Genomic DNA, 17,669 nt, shown 5'->3' on the forward strand with positions numbered 1-17,669 from the left:
CTTACATTTCAAGCTCTTCAAAGGCTTTTAGAGCCTTATCTACTTCATCAAACTCGGTTTGTATTTCTTTTGAAAGGTTTTTCAAATCATTTTCCATATCTTCATCATCCATATATAGTTCACAGTGCTTTATAGATCTTTTCAGGGCATATAGGTAGTTTTTTAACTCATCTCTTCTTGATAATACTTCTTTTACTAACACAATTTCCCCTCCTAAACATTTAATTTAAATTGTTTTTTACAGTCTCTTCAAACTGTTCTTTCCATAAACTCAATATAGGAATGAGTTCATATTCCATTAAATCCGATAGCAATATTATATCTCCATTCTCCATAGCTTCTAGTATCTCTTGGTATAATGATATACTATCTTCTCTATCAATAGATGTATGATCTTGTGTTAGTCTTATAACCTCATCTAGCCACTGAAGACCTTCAATAAGTAAAATCATCTTTTCACTTGCTTGTACTTCTTGTCCATTTCTATAATTTTCTATTATCTCAGGGATAGCTCTTTGGACATTATTAATATACTCATTTGCAGTTTGTAAAACTTCCAATTCTTCATTGTTCATATATAATCACCTAAGCTTCATTTATTTTTTTCCGTCTATATAAAAACCCTGATTATTCTTCCCATATGGATTTGAATTTGGACCACCATAACTTTTAGCTACCTTTGTTTGAACCTTAAATTGTTTCATTTCTTCTTTTAAGGTTTCAATCTCTGAACTAAGTCCTTTTATGTTCTTCTGGTCAAGTTGTTCAATCTCGCTTAGTTTATTCATTACTGTTGAAACCATGGACTTGAGTTCGTAAACTTCACTAAATTCTATAGAATTAATATCTTCTAAAGATTTGATATTAAGGATTTTTTTTAACTCTACAAAAGAATTGTAAAACTGCCTATCCATCTTATCTATTTCATTCATTATCTCTTGTTTCTGCTTGATATGATCTAACAGAGAATTTAAGCTGTTTGAATTTATATCAACTCCTTGTAATTTAGTAATCTCGAGGAGTTGATTTAAAAGGGAATATTTTTTTCTACTTGTATCAACAAGAAATTGAATTAACTTCTTACTATCCTCCATATCATGCTATTTTCCTTTCCTTGCAAGAACTATAGCCTCTTTCCAAGTATCTCTCATCTCTGAAACTATAGTTTTCGCATCATCTAAGGCTACTTTATCCTTATTTATATTTGCATCTACTAATCTACTATTAACATAATCATATAGTTGTCTTAGATTTGTAGATATTTCAATATCCATATTTAAAGTTAAATTAAGTTCATTTATTATATCTTGAGCTTTTTGAATATTGATATTTACTTTTTCTAAGTTCTTTTCATCCATAAATATCTTTGCTAAGTTCATAAACTTAATGCACCCGTTGTATAGCATTAAGGTAAGTTCTTCAGGTGTAGCTGTGCTTACTGATTGTTCCTTATATTTTGTATAGGGATTGTTAACTGCCAATCCAATTACCTCCTAAATTATTCAATCTAATTTCCCGCAAATTGTTGAGTTAACCATGAACTTTGGTTGTTCATCTGAGACATGGCTTTTTCCATAGCAGTAAATCTTTTCCAATGTCCTTGCTCTATACTTCTCAGCCTATCATTTTCTCTAGAAATTCTTTTTTCTATTTCAGACATATCTCTATCCAGAAGGCTTTTTGACCCTTTAGTTACATAGTCTACCATAATATTAGATCTTACAGATCTTAAAAGTGTTCCCTCACTTCCAGGACCAGATCTATCTATTATAGATTTCATGCCAGTTATCATATTGTCGAATACTCTAACAAACGCCCCAGTATCGGCTTTTCTAGCAGCCATTTGAGCTCTTTTTTGCTCTTTAACTTCATCTGAGTCATCAGAATTAATAGTAACTTCCGAAATATTAGATGTCTTAAACAATGTATTCATAACTTTTTCAGGATCATTTCTTAATGCATCTTTAAGCTTTTGTTCATCTATTACAAGCTTCCCATTATCTCTCCAGCTTCCAGTAGTGATTCCAAGTTCATATATTGCTCCTGCATTTGTAACAGGCTCATATAAGTCTCTTCTTATATCTTGCATTGTACCTCTAAGTATTTGATCATCTCTTAAAAGTCCAGATTTTGCTTTATCTTCCCAAAGCTTAATATCTGTTTCAGACATAGCACTTCTTTGCTCATCTGTAAGTGGAGGGAAATCTCTGTATACTTTTTCTCCAGTTTTTGCATTAAACACGTCAATTATTTTATTATATTCATCTACAAAGTTTTTTATCTTATCGAATGCACCATCTACGTCAGTAGACACATTTATGTTTTCAACTACTCCAGGAGCCGCACTTTTCAAGCTTATATTAATGCCTATGATACTTATGTTGTTAGTTTGATACTCTATAGTCGCCCCATCAAAAACAATTTCTGCATTTGTTCCTTTATATTCTGTACCCGCAACAAGGGGAGATTCCTTTAAATTTAATCCATCTAATCCTAATAAGACTCCTGCATTTGCACCTTCTATATTAAGATTTCCATTGCTAGATTCTATGAAAAACTTCTTTGATGCTTCATCATATGTCGCTGTAACACCTGAGATATTATTCATTTTAGTAGCTAAATCTGCTATTGTATCTGTATCATTTAAGATTATCTCATTACCATTTACCGTTAAACCAAATTTTCCATCACCATCAAAAGTTAACCCAGGAATTGCCGAAAGAGTGTTATTTTCTATGCCAGTTCCAACAAAGTTAGTATTTCCGGAAGTAATTTTTAAATCTAAGATACCTAATAACTGATTAGCATCCGGTCCAGCTATTTCAAGTTTTGATTCACTCCCAGTTTGCGTAGATGCTAAGAAAAATTTCTGAGATCCAACGTCATATCTTGCCGTAACTCCAGAAACATTATTTATTTTTCTAGCTATATCTGCTATTGTATCCGTAGAAATTAATTCAACATTAGTTCCATTAACACTTATATTTAAATCTTGTCCAATCTGATTATTTTCTATAGTTCCATTAGTTGAAGCTTTTATACCATCCGCAAGCTTATTTATTTCTAAAGAGTAATTTCCTTGGGCTGCAGATGCAGTAGCCGATGCAGAAAATCTACTTTCATTAGATGAGCTAGCCTTATTAACCCAAGATGCACTATTAATACTGCCTCCAACTATAGAACCTGTAGCCGTCGTTCTTGATAGCTCTAGACTTTTTCTACTATCCAAAATAAAGTTTGCCATCATTTTATTAAGCCCACTGTACTGCTCTTGTTGCCAAGTTTTCCAAATCTTTTGTTGAGAGAATCTATCCACTTTTAGTCTTTCAGAAGCCATAAGTTGCTTTACTATGCCTTCAGTGTCCATACCTGATGCCATTCCGCCAAATCTAATTGGATTTATCATTTCCTACACTCCTTTTGAATTACCCTCTTTTATCTACTAATAGCCCTGCTTTTTCCATCATTGCAGCTACCATATCAAGTATTTTTTCAGACGGTATTTCCTTTATCACTTCATCTGTTGCAGTATCAATTATTTTCACAGTAATTTGCTTTGTTTTTTCATGTATGCTAAATCTTAAGTTTGTTTCTAGATGTTTAAGCTCTTTATTCCCGCTTTCTACAGCCTCTATTAGTTGCTTTTCTGTAGGTGCAGAAACATTGTCCTGCCTTTTAACTGCTTCTTTGCTTACATTTTCTTTTCTTTCGCTTCGTGCGTTCTGATTAGAGCTTGGTATACTGCTTTGGCCTCCTGCCAATGATACATTATCTACCTTTAACATCCTTGTTCCCTCCAAATCAACATTATTTCTAAAATATTTATCGGCAATATACTGGATTTTCTGTATAGGAGTTTTTTTTTAGTTAAGATTTTGGTTTATATAGTAAATAATTAACATTTATAATAAGTCTCTCTAGTTCTTATTGACTTGAAAATAATAAAGACTAAGGTATTAATCTCAAGTTTTTACTATTTTGAAGTCAATATAGTATTGTCTAGATTTTAAAACATATTTTAGTATATCCTTTCTATCAATCACTATTTCAGATAGTTTTGAAAACGTGTTTTATCATTTCTATTATAAGTGAAATTTCTTCTGCATTAAGATAAGGATGCATCGGCAAAGAAAGAACTGTATCGCATAGCTTATTAGTGACTTCAAAATCTTTGTCCTCGTATTTATTCTCAGAAAATGCACCTTGCTTATGCATAGGCTTTACATAATAAACCATGCTTGGAATACCTTCTCCTTTTAACTTAGATTGGAGTGTATCTCTTTCTTGCTTGTTATTTAGCTTAATTGTATACTGAGCAAAGCTCGATATATAGCCCTCAGGTATTACAGGAGTTTCTACAACATCTTTAAGCTTTTCGGTATACTCCTTATATACTCTATTTACATCATCAAGTTCATGATTAATAAAAGCTGTAAGCTTTACATTAAGAATCGCTGCTTGAATAGAATCAAGTCTAGAGTTAACTCCTATTCTTACATTATCGTATTTATTATCTCCCTTACCGTGCACTTTTAGGGAGTTTAGAAGCTCTGCAAGCTTATCATCATTTGTGAAAATAGCTCCGCCATCACCATAACAGCCTAACGGCTTAGCTGGAAAAAATGATGTGGTTGCAGCATCTCCAAAGCTACATGCTTTCTTACCATTAATGCTTCCCCCAAAACCTTGAGCCGCATCCTCAAGAACTTTTAGGTTATATTTCTTAGCTATTTTCTCAATTTCTATATAATCAGCAGGAAGTCCGAATAAGTCTACAGGAATGATAATCTTTGGAGTTAGCTTCCTTTCATTTAAAACTTTAACTATAGCTCTTTCAAGCTTAATAGTATCAATATTAAATGTATCTTTATCTACATCTACAAAAATTGGTGTAGCGCCTACAAACGATACAACTTCTCCTGTTGAAAAAAATGTAAAATCAGGAACAAATACAGCGTCTCCTTCTTTTATTCCCCAAGCCATCATAAGTAGCGTCATTGCCTCCGTTCCATTGGCACAACTTATACAATGTTTTACACCAACATATTCTGACAACCTTTTTTCTAAAATAGCTACTTCTTCTCCACCAATAAAATTAGCATCAGCTAAAACTTTATGAATTGCCGAATCAATTTCAGTTTTATATTTATTATATTGTGACTTTAAATCCCTAAACTCCATAGTCATCACTCCCCATTTACTTCTCTTTCAAGTTGCCATTTTCTAGTTTATACTCTCTATCACATTCTGTGCAATTATAATTCTCTTTTAATGGCACCCCACACTCACACACCCACCCAATTTGTTTAGCAGGAACACCCGCCATTAATGCGTAGGCTAGAACATCTTTAGTTATTACAGCTCCCGAAGCAATCATGGACCATTCTCCGATAGTATTACCACATACAATAGTTGCATTTGCACCAATAGATGCTCCGTACTTAACTAAAGTCCTCTTATATCCTTCAGTTCCCTTCGGATATTTACTTCTTGGAGTTAAATCATTTGTAAATACCATAGATGGCCCACAAAATACATAATCTTCAAGTTCTACACCTTCATAAATAGATACATTGTTTTGAATCTTAACCCCATTACCAATCTTTACATTATTTGAAACATTTACGTTTTGACCCAAAGAACACTTTTCACCAATCTGGGCACCTTTGTGGACATGACAAAAATGCCATATCTTTGTCCCATCACCTATTGAGACATTATCATCTATATAACTGCTTTCATGGACGAAGTAGCTCATCTGTTAAACCTGCCTTTAAAATCTAATGTACTGCATTTATCAAGTGGAAGCTTTATACTTTTTCCTTCAGCTGCCGACTTATAAATTGCAAGTACAAGTTCAAGTGCATTTCTCCCATCAACAGCATTTACATAAGGCTCTCTATCGTTTTTGATTGCATCAATCACATCTGCATAAAGCGGAGTATGGCCAAATCCATAAACATTGGGGGGATTTTCATGGTATTTTTCTTTAACTTCCTCTGGATTATCTATATTGTCAGCAAACTGCCACTCTTCTATTAGATTTACAGATTTTCCTCCAGCTTTTACTGTCCCTTGTTCTCCAAATATATATAAAGTTTCTTCTAGGTTTTTAGGATATATATTAGTAGTTCCTTCAATAATTCCATAACTTCCATTTTTGAACTTTACAAGTGCAAGCCCCAAATCCTCAGCATCTATATATCCGTGAATCAGATTATCTGTCATACCTACAACTTCAGTTATCTCATCACCCATCATCCATCTAAGTAGGTCTATGTTATGGATACACTGGTTCATAAGGGCTCCGCCATCTTGCTCCCATGTGCCTCTCCATGGTGCCTGTATATAGTAATCCTGTCCTCTGCTCCACCTTATATGTGCTGCTCCATGCATAAGTCTTCCAAAGCGATTAGCTTCAACAGCTTCTCTGATTTTTTGAACCGATTTGTTAAATCTATTTTGATGACAAGCACTAACCTTTATATTTTTCTCTTTAGCTTTTTCTATAATCATATCCGCTTCTTCAAGAGATAGGGCTATAGGTTTTTCTATTATTAAATTAGAACCTGCATCAATGCAGTCTAATGCAATTTGACCATGTTTCCCGCTTTCAGTGCATATGGCTACAAGCTCAGGCTTTTCATTTTTAAGCATTTCCTTATAATCTAAATATTTCTCAGTAGATGTTGGCAGTTCATGTCTTTCAATAGCCTTATCCATCTTTGGCTCCTTAGTATCACAAAGAGCGACAATATCAAGATCATTGTCAAGAGCAGCTGCTATATGATTAGGAGAAATCCTTCCGCATCCAATAATCGCATATTTCATAACAAAATCCCCCTTATAACAGTTCTATATTTTCACGCTCTTGAACGTGTTTCATTGCGTTTTTTGTATCGAATATTGCTTTCGCATGCTTTTGAACAAAGCTATAGTCAACGTTTGTATGAGCAGTAGTTACAATAACAAGATCTGCATTTTTAATAAGATCTTCAGTAAGCTCATCTTCGCCCTTTTTTATAGCCCCATGTTCATTATATTCAGATACAAATGGGTCGTAGTAAATAACTTCAGCACCTTCTTTTTCAAGCTCTTCAATTACTCTTATAGCTGGACTTTCTCTAAAATCATCAATGTCTTGCTTGTACGCTACTCCTAAAATCAATATTCTCGACCCATTCATTGCCTTTTTAAATCTATTTAAAATCTTACTAGCTCTTTCTGCACAGTACTCAGGCATTTTGTCATTTATCATCATTGAAGATTCTATCATTGAAGTATGAAACCCAAACTCTCTGGCCTTCCATGATAAATAGTATGGATCAAGAGGTATGCAGTGTCCACCAAGACCTGGACCTGGATAAAAAGCCTGAAATCCATAAGGCTTTGATTTCGCAGCATCTACTACTTCCCAAATATTAATCCCCATCTTATTGCATAAAATTGCAAGCTCATTAATAAGTCCAATATTAACATTTCTGTATGTGTTTTCTAGAATTTTTTCCATCTCAGCTACCGCTGGTGAAGAAACCAAATGTACTTCACTCTCCAAAACTGCCCTATACATTTCCCCAATAACTTCTGTAGCATCTTCACCAATGGCTCCAACAACTTTTGGTGTATTTTTAGTTTTATATATTAAATTGCCTGGATCTACACGCTCAGGAGAAAAACCCAGATAAAAATCTATTCCACACTCAAGTCCAGAACCTTCTTCTAGTATAGGTTTAAGAACGTCCTCTGTAGTTCCTGGGTATGTAGTTGATTCTAATACTACTATACTTCCTTTTTTTAAATATTTTGATATTTCTTTAGCTGAAGATTCTACATAACTTATATCTGGTTGCTGATGAGCATCGAGAGGTGTTGGAACACATATCGCGATAAAATCTACGTCTTTTATAAAAGAAAAATCCGATGTAGCAGATAAAAATTTTGATTTAACTATATCCTTTAAATCTTCATTAACAACATCACCGATATAATTTTCCCCAGCATTAACCATGTCTACTTTTTCCTTTTGTATATCAAATCCAATTGTTCTAAAGCCTGCTTTAGCCTTTTCAACTGCCAGTGGAAGACCTACGTAACCTAAGCCAACTACACCTACTTTTATATCCTTCTGATGAATCTTTGATAATAATTTTTGCTTCACTCTGTCCCTCCATTCTAACTATTAAAGTTATCTATAATTGCAATTAATCTTTCTATTCCACCGAGTTTATGCAATTCATGAAAATTAAATAATATGAAACTAAGTTTATATTATAGCTCTTTTTATTCCACTTTTATGTCCACTTTAAATATATTTATTGGGTAATAAGCCTCTATATCTCTTATTTCTAGGTTGAATAAATTAATTCAATCTTTCCTTCTCGATTAAAACTAACTTTTCCCACTATTTTAGCTGGTGTTCCATATGCGATTGAGAAATCCGGAATATCTTTGTTTACCAAGCTATTCGCTCCTATAATACAATGGTTTCCAATCCTTACATTTTTTGTTATTATTGCCATTCCCCCAATGTAAGTATTTTTTCCAATACTTACATTGCCAGATTCTATGGGCACTTTTCCAGACGATAAAACATACTTCACCGTGTCATGGGTAACAATCTGAACCCCCGAAGAAATATGACAGAAATCCCCTATTATTAGTTTTGCATGAGCACCATCGATTAAAGTAAATGGACCTATCCAAACATTCTTCCCAATCTCAACATCACCCATTATAACACTAGAATCGTATATGCTCGTATTTTCACCGCTACCCAACAACTTAGCTTTATCCCATCGATCATATAGTAATTCATTTGTAGGTAGAACTCTATTGTATTGATCTTTCATATATATTCGCGATTTATTTATATATTCAAACAACTCTTTATTCATTATAATAGCTCCTATTCAATTAATACTAGTTCTAAGCTAGGATTTCACATAAAGAATTTGCAATATACTTAACTTCATCTTTATTTAAATTCGGGTGTAATGGAAGTGCTAATCCTTGATTGAATGAATAAACCGAGTTATTTAATATATTGCTATCCAAATTATATTTATCTTTATAATAGGGTTGCATATGAACAGAATTTGCTCCAAAATTAGTTTCAATACCTTTTTTCTTTAATTTTATTATTACTTCATCTCTATTGTACTTCTTATCAATTAATATATGATAAGTTTGCCATATATGTTTGCCATAATTCATTTCTTTAGGTAATGTTATTTTAGAATTAGATTTCAATAGATTATAATATGATTCGGCAATATCTTTCCTTCTATTATTTATAGTTTCTAACTTATCCATTTGTGCTATTCCAATAGCTCCTTGAATATTAGTAAGTCTGTAGTTCAATCCTGGCATAACAAAATTTGCTTTTCCATTTATATATTTTATCCCATGATTTCTAAGTATTTTTATTTTTTCTGCATACTCATTATTATTAGTGGATAATAAACCACCCTCGCCTGTTGTTATAGCTTTTCTAGGGTGTAGACTAAAGCAACCTATTTCTCCTATTGTTCCTACTTTATAATTTTTATATTCTGATCCAAATGCACATGCTGCATCCTCTATAACTTTTAAATTATAATGCTTTGCTAACTCTAATATCTTATTCATATCCGATGACTGTCCAAATTCCTGAACTGGCATAACAGCTTTTGTTCTAGATGAAATTTTTTCTTCAATTTTTTTGGGGTCTATACAAAAACTCTCTAAATCTATATCTACAAATATTGGAGTAGCTCCTAATATTTCAATCACATTAGCCGTGGCCGGAAAAGTAAAATCAGGTACAATAACCTCATCTCCTGCTTTTATATCCAACGCAAGTAGGGCTAAGTGAAGTGCTGCTGTTCCACTACTGACTGCAATAACATGTTTAGCACTTAAATAATCTTTAACTAAGTTTTCAAATTCATCAACTTTATCTCCCTGAATCAAGTACCCAGAATCTAAAACCTCTTTAATCTGTTCCAACTCTTCTTGCCCCATATCTGGCATAGAAAGCTTAATCATTGTTCACACCTCTATACCATTCAATAGTTTTTGTCAATCCTTCTATCAAATCATAGCTAGGTTTAAAACCTAATAACTCTTTCGCTTTTTCTATGCTAGGTATTCTTAACTCAACATCAACATAATTTTTACTTACGTATTTTATTTCTGAATTAGAATTGGAAATTCTCTTTATAGTTTCTGCGAGCATAGCTATAGTTACAGTCGCTCTCGGATTCCCAATATTAAATGATTGTCCAATCGCTTCTTCTTTTTCTAAACAAAGCATAATTCCCTGCATGAAATCATCAACATAACACCAAGAGCGAATTTGGTCACCCTCTCCATGAATTTGTATTTGCTCATCTGATATTGCCCTTACAACAAATTGATGTATCGCACCTTCTCCAACCTGCCCTGGTCCATAAATATTAAAAGGACGAACAGTAATTACGGGCATTCCATATTCTTTATAATAACTATGGGATAAATGTTCAGCTGCAAGTTTTGATACTGAATACGTCCATCTGGCCTCTCCCACAGGAGCTAAATTGGTTGTGTTCATTTCATTAACCTTATATGCATACGAACCGAATACTTCAGATGTTGAAAAATCTATAACTCTCTCCAGACTATTCATATTATCTTTTAATGCTTCTAAAAGATTGTATGTTCCTATCATATTGACTTTCATAGTATTAACTGGACTTTTTATAACTGTGTCTATCCCAGCTACAGCCGCTAAATGAATGACAATATTTGGCTGAAATTCTTTAATCGCACTTTTCACACTTTCATAATCTAATATGTCCCCTTGAATCAATTTTACGTTCTTATGATTTAATAAATTCGTACTTTTTATTGAGTTTCTATTTAAATTGTCATAAAGTAAAATTTCATTATTATTACATAGCACCCCACATAATTTACTCCCGATAAACCCAGCTCCGCCTGTTAATAAAATCTTTTTATTTGATATCATAATATTTCAAACCCCTTCTAAAATTATATTTTATTATATATTTCTATCATATTTTTTGATATACAATTCACATCGTGATATTTTTCCACATATTTTCTTCCATCATTCCCAATTTCTTTTAATGAATCTCTATTTTTCAAAAGCTTTTCTAATGTATTCTTTATAGTATCAGGATTTGCCGATATGATAGGCAAATCCTCGGGATATTGTTCTTTCATGAAATCACTAATCCAGCAAATCACTGGTTTTCCCATAGCCATAGCTTCAACTGCAAAAACACCGTATGATCCTGCCAATATTTGATCTATAACTAAATCTGCTTTCATATATATTTTCTTAGCTTCTTCATTAGACTTTCCTTCAACCAATTCAAAGTCTATGTCAAAATTAATACTTAGTTCACTTATAGCTCTCAAAATAAAGTCTGTCCCTTTATGTTCAGGTGATGTTGGAGCATGGACTATCGTAATTTTGCGTTCAGAAGATTCATTACAATAGCTATAATTATATTCATCTAAATTTATTGCTACCTTTGTATAATGAATATTTTCATGAAATTCCTTTGCATATTCTGCTAGTTCATAATCTACTATACAATCGGGAATATATTTTGAAACTAATTCTAGCTTTCTTTTAATCCTATCTTCATTCATATCTTTTACTTTTATATATGGATTCATCTTTACGGCCTTAGAATATAATCTTATATCTGAACCCCAATACTGCATTACAACTTTTTTTTGCAACTCTTTTAGTAAAGGTAAATCTGAATAATCCAAAGTCAAGCTTGTTCCAAAATGAAAATGGAATATATCATTTTCATTAATAAATCTCGAAGCTAATTTCTTACTTATAACATTTGCTACTTTAGGATCATTTCCTTTATATAAATCAATTTCATAGTCAGTTTTATATTTTAAATATGAAGGATAATAATTCAGAGATTTAGCGTTAATTCCCATATTTGATAATCCTCTAGTCACAGTATTCATTTGATTTGCAATTTCTATAGTCCCATGTAAGACATTACTCTTTTTAATATCAAATGCTTGTCTCTCTTGAATTATAAATGGATTTTCTACTTCTAAATTAACATCGAACAGTTTACTCCAAATATAATATCTATTTTTTTCAGATGTATGTGCCAAAAAATTGTTAAACAAATAATGAATGTTATAGAGAAGGTCATAATTCTGAGGTTCTTTGTCTAATCCCTCTTTAAAGATTCTTTTAGCGCTTGAAAAATTCCCTTCCAAAATTTCAATTATACCTAGCATTGAAAAAATTTCTATATCAATCTCTTCGATTTTAAAATGTTCATTAATTAATAATCTAGCCTCAAACGTCTTATTTTCTTCAATCAATTTTTTTATTCGTAATTTTATTGACTCTTCCACTATAAAAATCCATCCTCTCGATTAAATAACTATTCTATCTCTAAATATCGCGATAAAAAATCTGCCATTTCAGGATAAGCTTCTGCTGCTAACTTATAGTATTTAAATGCTGACTTAAAATTTTCTTTATTTAAGTTTTCGTTATATAGATACATAAGAACCATGAACTTAGACTCTTGATCTGCTATATAATCATATTTTATGCTTATACCTTCAGTAAAATACATTTTCGGAACTAATTTTAATCCAACTTCTAGATATTTGTGGAATATATCTATATTTTCTTCTATCTTTTTATCTATTCCCGTGTTCTTAAATTCAGAACTTAACCTAAGAACCAAAGTTTCTAAAATATTTTTTAAAGTAAACTCATTTTTTAATGATAATTTTTCAAACTCTATATTTTTAACCCATTCAAATACTTTTAAATATAGCTCATTATATTTTACATTATAGAAATGATTTATATAATAAAATATACTTGTTTTATTATATTTATTAAATAAATTAAGCTCTAATTTTTTGTTTTCACATATAAAAGAGAATATTTCCCCATAGTATATGTTTGGCTTCAAATAATCCATCCCTCTATACATTTGATTTGCTAATTTCATTTTCTCCTCAAATTGATTTTCACCAAGTAACTCATACTTACAGTAAATCGAATAATCTTCTTCAACATCCGAAAATAGTTCTCTTATTTTATTTTTTTTATCCTTATCTAGCTTTTTTATTTCCTCTTCAATTAATTCAATTAAATTGATTTTCAAGCTATCTTCTTCTATATCATCATATAATTTTCTTAACTCTTGAATCTTTTCTAGTTTTAAAAAGATTATAATATATAATCTTTTATTCGTGTTATCCAATCCAATTTCTTCTAGGTGTTTTAAGGCAATTTCATAGCTATTTTTATTAATATAGTATTTTGCCAAAAAAAACCTTATTTTTTTTATTGTTGCTTTATCATTACTATAAATTGCAATAGAATCATCTCTTGAAATTGGAAGTTCGTCAAATCTTTTAACCAGAGACAAATATTTTTCAGAATATTTTTTCACACTTTCCAAATCTCCTAATCCTTGATTCGCATATATCATGTAAAAATATGCATCTATATAATCCTTTCTAATGCTTATAGCTTTTAAAGCTGCAGCAATAACTTCATCATATTTTTTTAAAGATAAACAATTTAATAAATGTACGCTAAATATAGAAAAATCTCGAAATTGAATTTCTTTTTTAGATTTCATTAATAAATTATAGGCTTTTTTTGAAACTATATAGGCTTCTTCAATGTCGCCATACATATTATATGAAGTTGATAACTGAAAAAGATAATAGATATTTTCAGGATTTTTATCTAGTTCCTTAATTAATAAAGCTTTAGTTCTCTCAAATTTTCTATCCATTATTTCTTTGTCCATTATTATATATCCATAATGTCCAATAATAACATCTAAATATTCTACTGGTTTTTTAAATATTGGTTGATTATGAACTATTCCTTCATACCTAAATTCTCCATCATTTCTAAATATTCTAGGAGTTGTCATGATAGAATATGAGTCTAAGTTTTTTATATTGGAGTAATTCTTAGCTTTTATAAATAAGGTATTAGCTTGGTATTTATTTGTGTTCTCTAAAAATTCTATTAATTTCATTATGTTTTCTAGAGCTTCATCTGCATCTAGAATGAAAATCCACTCTCCCTTTGCATATGATATCGTAACATTTCTCATTCCTGAAAAATCGTTAAACCACTTCTTGAAATATACTTTTCCCGTATATTTTTTAGCTATTTCTACAGTTTTATCTTCAGAACCAGTATCTACAATAATAAGTTCTACATCATTTCTTTCAAGTATTGGCTTTAATGATTCAAGACATCTTTCTAAATGAAGTTCTTCATTTTTTACCATCATACAAATACTTAACATATATTCCATAGCTTCACCTGCTTTTTAAAATTATATACTATAAAAAAAATCGGCATAAATGCCGATTTTCTTTATAGTATATAATGACTATCTTAGTAATTGAAGAACTTGCTGAGGTAGCTGATTTGCTTGAGCAAGCATAGCTTGTGAAGCTTGTGCAAGTATGTTGCTCTTTGTAAATGAACTCATTTCTTTAGCCATGTCAGTATCTCTTAGTCTTGATTCTGCAGCTTGTAGATTTTCAGCTGAATTACCTAGATTTTTAATAGTATGCTCAAGTCTATTTTGAATGGCACCTAATTTAGATCTTTGAGCAGAAACATCTGTAATAGCTTGATTTACTGTAGATATTGCAGTTCCTGCTAAAGTAGCTGTTGAAACAGCTAAAGCATTTACTCCTAAAGATGCTGCAGACATATTTCCTATTGAAACAGTTATAGCTTGTGATATATTAGCTCCTATATGGAATGTTTTATTTGTAAATGAACCACTTATTAGTTTTTGTGTATTAAATTCTGTTCTTTTTGAAATTTCATCTATTTCTGCAGAAAGCTGAGTTAATTCATCTTTTATAGAAGTTCTATCAATTCCAACATTAGTATCATTAGCCGCCTGAACAGAAAGTTCTCTCATTCTTTGTAGCATAGCATGTACTTCGTCTAATGCACCCTCTGCTGTTTGAATTAGAGATATACCATCTTGAGCATTTTTAGAAGCCATGTTTAGTCCTCTAATTTGTCCTCTCATTTTTTCAGAGATAGATAGTCCAGCTGCGTCATCTCCAGCTCTATTTATTCTTTGTCCTGAAGAAAGTTTCTCTATCGATCTTCCCATTCCTCCAGAGTTGATTCCCATCGCTCTGTGAGAGTTCATAGCCATCATATTATTGTTTATAATCATATCATTTTCCTCCTTGAATTTTGTGATTGGCATCCTTGCCATCTAAGTTTTTTAGTTAAGACATCTCTCGGCCGAACAAGATATCTTAACTTACATAATATATATCGAAGGTGTTTTCAATTACTTTATACCTAAAATTAAAGTTTTTTTATTTTTTTTCTATATTTTTATATTATTATTTACAAATACATTTAAATATCAGTGTTTATAATCTTTGACAACCTACTTAAATAAGTTTTTCAGAGTTTCTTTGTTGATTTTTTTAGAAGATTTTGCCGCTTTATTTTCTTCACTTACCTGCTCTATTACTTCTTTTCTCATTATCTCTATGCTTTTAGGTGCTTCTATTCCTATCTTTACTGTTCCGTCCCCTATATCTACAATTTTTATTTCAACATCTTCTCCTATCATTATGCTTTCACCAGATTTTCGCTTTAGGACTAGCATCTACTCATCCCCCTTATAGAAGTAATGCTTCATAGGGTAATTGTCATCTAGTATTATTTGCTTAGCTTTTTTAGTTTTTGCATTTATTATGATTGGGGACTGGAGATTAGTTCTGATATCTTCCATTTTCTCAGATATTATTACTACTGTTTTTATAATCACATCTTCAGAGGATTCTAAGGATAGTTTTTCTATTACTATTTCTGGTATTTCAAATTCATAGGAGTCTATTGCATGAAAAGGATTCATTACAGTAAGGGAGAAGTCTTCTTCTATGGATTGTAGCCACTCTACAAATAAGTCTTCTTCTCTAATAAGGATATATTTTTTATATTCTTCAAATCCTAGTGGGCCTTTTTCAAATTCTATAATATCTTCTTCAGTGTACTCTATTTCTCCAAAATATTCGGTGAATATTTTCATATAAATTCCTCCTATCAATATGATAAAAGGCACCAAATTAAAACTTTGGCACCTTCTAATATTATATACTATATTATCTTAAAAAATCTATAAGGGTTGGCTGGATTATTCTTGCATTTACTGCTAACGATGCTCTATAGACAGCTTCAGAGCTTGTGAGCTGTATCATAGTCTCTGCAATATCTGTATCTCGAGTTTTTGAAAGCAAATCTTTAAGATTTATTGTCACATCTGCCATTCTCTCTTGCATAGTGTCTAGCATATTTACTTTTGATCCTACTTCACCTCTAACCTGAAGTACGGTTCTTAGGTTTTCGTCCATTTTTTCTATACTAGCCGAGGCTGCTGCATGGTCTCCTACATTTAGAGCATCCATAAGTTCCTTAATATCTTTAAGAAGCTTAGGCTCTCCCCCGTCATCTCCGAAGACCTTTGTGCCTGGTATATTAACATCTACAAATTGAGAATCTCCCACTTGGTATTTTATAACTTCATCTTTTAAATTTACAATATCTAAAGCACCATTATATGTTCCATCATTTTGCAGAAGTGGTTTGTCAGTTTCATATCCGCTAAATATATGTCTTCCCATATAAGTATCATTACCAATCTGAATAAGATGATCTCTTAATTCCTTTACTTCTTGCTCTATCTTTTGGGTATCGTCCCCTTCAAGCACTCCATTTGCACCTGCTACTGCAAGCTCTCTTATCCTCTGTACTACAGAAGTTATTTCAATCATCGCAGATTCTGTTTTTTCAAGCCAAGATTTTGCTGCATCTGCATTATCTTTATACTGCACATTAAGATTAATATCTGACTCTAACCTTAGAGTTCTTGCCACTTTGACTGGGTTATCAGAAGGTCTATGGAGATTTGTCATTGTAGTCAGATCATGATTCCATTTGTTCATACGATTAAGATTGTTATTTTGACCTCTCATAGTCCTTGTTATCATCATAGAATTAGTTACTCTCATCTACATGCCTCCTCTCTTATAGTCCTACTCTTCCCATACGGTTTATAATTACGTCTATCATTTCGTCAACTGTGGTTATCATCCTAGCAGATGCATTATATGCATGCTGATATTTAATCATATTTGACATTTCTTCGTCTAGATGGACTCCTGATACAGACATCCTATATATATCAATTTCTTCTGTTAGCATAGATTGATTTTCATGCATTCTTTTTGCTTGCTGAGTATCTACTCCAAGGGATGCTATTATAGTTTTTAATATATCATCTGGTTTTCCTTCTCCTATTACAGTTGTTTTGGCAGGTGGCCCAATATAGTCAATTGTAAATGCAATCGATGTATTTCTTATTTCTAGCATTTTTAGAACGTTTCTATTATCATCTACTGCTGAAGTCTGACCTGCCGCAAGCTTAGTGGGGTCATTTAATAAATCAACATTTACGGATATATTTTTTGCACTTATCTCGCTTGCTCCTCCTCCATTCGTGAAAAAAGGCATTTGTAACTGGTAAAATAAAATGGAGAGATTTCGGCAAATAAAAATGGAGAAAAAATACTCATAAAGTCTTTGAATCTTGTTAGAATACTTAAAG

General features: G+C 31.7%; 20 protein-coding genes. All 20 read right to left on the bottom strand.

Translation table 11 applies throughout. From position 1 onward, the window contains the following. Position 1: 1 nt before the first annotated feature. Positions 2-202, bottom strand: coding sequence for a hypothetical protein (locus J2Z35_RS07785; RefSeq protein WP_209660831.1), 201 nt, complete (start codon positions 200-202; stop codon positions 2-4). Between the two features lie 19 nt (positions 203-221). Next, entirely contained in the window at positions 222-575 is a 354-nt protein-coding gene (locus J2Z35_RS07790; protein ID WP_209660832.1) for a hypothetical protein, read from the bottom strand. Positions 576-596: 21 nt separating this feature from the next. Further along, a complete protein-coding gene (flgN, locus tag J2Z35_RS07795) occupies positions 597-1,094 on the bottom strand; it encodes a flagellar export chaperone FlgN (RefSeq protein ID WP_209660833.1) in 498 nt (165 codons plus the stop codon). Positions 1,095-1,100: 6 nt separating this feature from the next. Continuing rightward, positions 1,101-1,481 carry a flagellar export chaperone FliS gene (gene fliS / locus J2Z35_RS07800; RefSeq protein WP_209660834.1) on the bottom strand — a complete coding sequence of 127 codons (381 nt, stop codon included), beginning with the start codon at positions 1,479-1,481 and terminating at the stop codon, positions 1,101-1,103. A gap of 26 nt (positions 1,482-1,507) precedes the next feature. Next, the gene (gene fliD / locus J2Z35_RS07805) at positions 1,508-3,406 is read right to left on the bottom strand and encodes a flagellar filament capping protein FliD (RefSeq protein WP_209660835.1); all 1,899 of its coding nucleotides are present in this window, start codon (positions 3,404-3,406) and stop codon (positions 1,508-1,510) included. 19 nt (positions 3,407-3,425) lie between these two features. Beyond that, positions 3,426-3,785, bottom strand: coding sequence for a flagellar protein FlaG (locus J2Z35_RS07810; RefSeq protein WP_209660836.1), 360 nt, complete (start codon positions 3,783-3,785; stop codon positions 3,426-3,428). 262 nt (positions 3,786-4,047) lie between these two features. Continuing rightward, complete coding sequence (locus tag J2Z35_RS07815; RefSeq protein ID WP_209660837.1) at positions 4,048-5,181, bottom strand: DegT/DnrJ/EryC1/StrS family aminotransferase; 1,134 nt, start codon at positions 5,179-5,181, stop codon at positions 4,048-4,050. A gap of 16 nt (positions 5,182-5,197) precedes the next feature. Further along, a complete protein-coding gene (locus J2Z35_RS07820) occupies positions 5,198-5,758 on the bottom strand; it encodes an N-acetyltransferase (RefSeq protein WP_209660838.1) in 561 nt (186 codons plus the stop codon). After that, positions 5,755-6,831: a Gfo/Idh/MocA family protein gene (locus tag J2Z35_RS07825; protein ID WP_209660839.1), complete on the bottom strand. Its 1,077-nt coding sequence runs from the start codon at positions 6,829-6,831 to the stop codon at positions 5,755-5,757. The genes J2Z35_RS07820 and J2Z35_RS07825 overlap by 4 nt, the downstream gene beginning before the upstream one ends. A 13-nt stretch (positions 6,832-6,844) precedes the next feature. After that, a complete protein-coding gene (locus tag J2Z35_RS07830) occupies positions 6,845-8,158 on the bottom strand; it encodes a nucleotide sugar dehydrogenase (protein ID WP_209660840.1) in 1,314 nt (437 codons plus the stop codon). Between the two features lie 187 nt (positions 8,159-8,345). Beyond that, on the bottom strand, positions 8,346-8,894 hold the full coding sequence (locus J2Z35_RS07835) for an acyltransferase (RefSeq protein WP_209660841.1): 549 nt from the start codon (positions 8,892-8,894) through the stop codon (positions 8,346-8,348). A 31-nt stretch (positions 8,895-8,925) separates the two neighbouring features. Then, positions 8,926-10,026 (bottom strand): DegT/DnrJ/EryC1/StrS family aminotransferase, encoded by a 1,101-nt coding sequence (locus J2Z35_RS07840; protein ID WP_209660842.1) that lies wholly within the window; start codon positions 10,024-10,026, stop codon positions 8,926-8,928. Continuing rightward, on the bottom strand, positions 10,019-10,987 hold the full coding sequence (locus J2Z35_RS07845) for an NAD-dependent epimerase/dehydratase family protein (protein WP_209660843.1): 969 nt from the start codon (positions 10,985-10,987) through the stop codon (positions 10,019-10,021). Before J2Z35_RS07845 ends, J2Z35_RS07840 begins: the two co-directional genes overlap by 8 nt. 23 nt (positions 10,988-11,010) lie before the next feature. Then, positions 11,011-12,351 (bottom strand): glycosyltransferase, encoded by a 1,341-nt coding sequence (locus J2Z35_RS07850; protein ID WP_245330804.1) that lies wholly within the window; start codon positions 12,349-12,351, stop codon positions 11,011-11,013. A gap of 62 nt (positions 12,352-12,413) precedes the next feature. Continuing rightward, positions 12,414-14,333, bottom strand: a complete 1,920-nt coding sequence (locus tag J2Z35_RS07855) for a tetratricopeptide repeat-containing glycosyltransferase family 2 protein (RefSeq protein ID WP_209660844.1) — start codon at positions 14,331-14,333, stop codon at positions 12,414-12,416. 78 nt (positions 14,334-14,411) lie between these two features. Then, on the bottom strand, positions 14,412-15,224 hold the full coding sequence (locus J2Z35_RS07860; protein WP_209660845.1) for a flagellin N-terminal helical domain-containing protein: 813 nt from the start codon (positions 15,222-15,224) through the stop codon (positions 14,412-14,414). Positions 15,225-15,446: 222 nt separating this feature from the next. Beyond that, positions 15,447-15,671 carry a carbon storage regulator CsrA gene (csrA, locus tag J2Z35_RS07865; protein ID WP_209660846.1) on the bottom strand — a complete coding sequence of 75 codons (225 nt, stop codon included), beginning with the start codon at positions 15,669-15,671 and terminating at the stop codon, positions 15,447-15,449. After that, positions 15,672-16,094: a flagellar assembly protein FliW gene (gene fliW, locus J2Z35_RS07870; protein WP_209660847.1), complete on the bottom strand. Its 423-nt coding sequence runs from the start codon at positions 16,092-16,094 to the stop codon at positions 15,672-15,674. A gap of 73 nt (positions 16,095-16,167) precedes the next feature. Further along, a complete protein-coding gene (flgL, locus tag J2Z35_RS07875; RefSeq protein ID WP_209660848.1) occupies positions 16,168-17,073 on the bottom strand; it encodes a flagellar hook-associated protein FlgL in 906 nt (301 codons plus the stop codon). A gap of 16 nt (positions 17,074-17,089) precedes the next feature. After that, a partial coding sequence (locus J2Z35_RS07880) for a flagellar basal body rod C-terminal domain-containing protein (RefSeq protein WP_281063628.1) occupies positions 17,090-17,669 on the bottom strand: 580 nt, incomplete at its 5' end.

It is taken from the genome of Acetoanaerobium pronyense (assembly GCF_017874355.1).
Taxonomy (GTDB): Bacteria; Bacillota; Clostridia; order Peptostreptococcales; family Filifactoraceae; genus Acetoanaerobium; species Acetoanaerobium pronyense.

Excerpts from the sequence above, each read along its gene's own strand:
- J2Z35_RS07790 (WP_209660832.1), bottom strand. The coding sequence starts at position 575 with ATGAACAATGAAGAATTGGAAGTTTTACAAACTGCAAATGAGTATATT.
- flgN (WP_209660833.1), bottom strand. The coding sequence starts at position 1,094 with ATGGAGGATAGTAAGAAGTTAATTCAATTTCTTGTTGATACAAGTAGA.
- fliD (WP_209660835.1), bottom strand. The coding sequence starts at position 3,406 with ATGATAAATCCAATTAGATTTGGCGGAATGGCATCAGGTATGGACACT.
- J2Z35_RS07810 (WP_209660836.1), bottom strand. The coding sequence starts at position 3,785 with ATGTTAAAGGTAGATAATGTATCATTGGCAGGAGGCCAAAGCAGTATA.
- J2Z35_RS07815 (WP_209660837.1), bottom strand. The coding sequence starts at position 5,181 with ATGGAGTTTAGGGATTTAAAGTCACAATATAATAAATATAAAACTGAA.
- J2Z35_RS07820 (WP_209660838.1), bottom strand. The coding sequence starts at position 5,758 with ATGAGCTACTTCGTCCATGAAAGCAGTTATATAGATGATAATGTCTCA.
- J2Z35_RS07825 (WP_209660839.1), bottom strand. The coding sequence starts at position 6,831 with ATGAAATATGCGATTATTGGATGCGGAAGGATTTCTCCTAATCATATA.
- J2Z35_RS07835 (WP_209660841.1), bottom strand. The coding sequence starts at position 8,894 with ATGAATAAAGAGTTGTTTGAATATATAAATAAATCGCGAATATATATG.
- J2Z35_RS07840 (WP_209660842.1), bottom strand. The coding sequence starts at position 10,026 with ATGATTAAGCTTTCTATGCCAGATATGGGGCAAGAAGAGTTGGAACAG.
- J2Z35_RS07845 (WP_209660843.1), bottom strand. The coding sequence starts at position 10,987 with ATGATATCAAATAAAAAGATTTTATTAACAGGCGGAGCTGGGTTTATC.
- J2Z35_RS07855 (WP_209660844.1), bottom strand. The coding sequence starts at position 14,333 with ATGGAATATATGTTAAGTATTTGTATGATGGTAAAAAATGAAGAACTT.
- J2Z35_RS07860 (WP_209660845.1), bottom strand. The coding sequence starts at position 15,224 with ATGATTATAAACAATAATATGATGGCTATGAACTCTCACAGAGCGATG.
- csrA (WP_209660846.1), bottom strand. The coding sequence starts at position 15,671 with ATGCTAGTCCTAAAGCGAAAATCTGGTGAAAGCATAATGATAGGAGAA.
- fliW (WP_209660847.1), bottom strand. The coding sequence starts at position 16,094 with ATGAAAATATTCACCGAATATTTTGGAGAAATAGAGTACACTGAAGAA.
- flgL (WP_209660848.1), bottom strand. The coding sequence starts at position 17,073 with ATGAGAGTAACTAATTCTATGATGATAACAAGGACTATGAGAGGTCAA.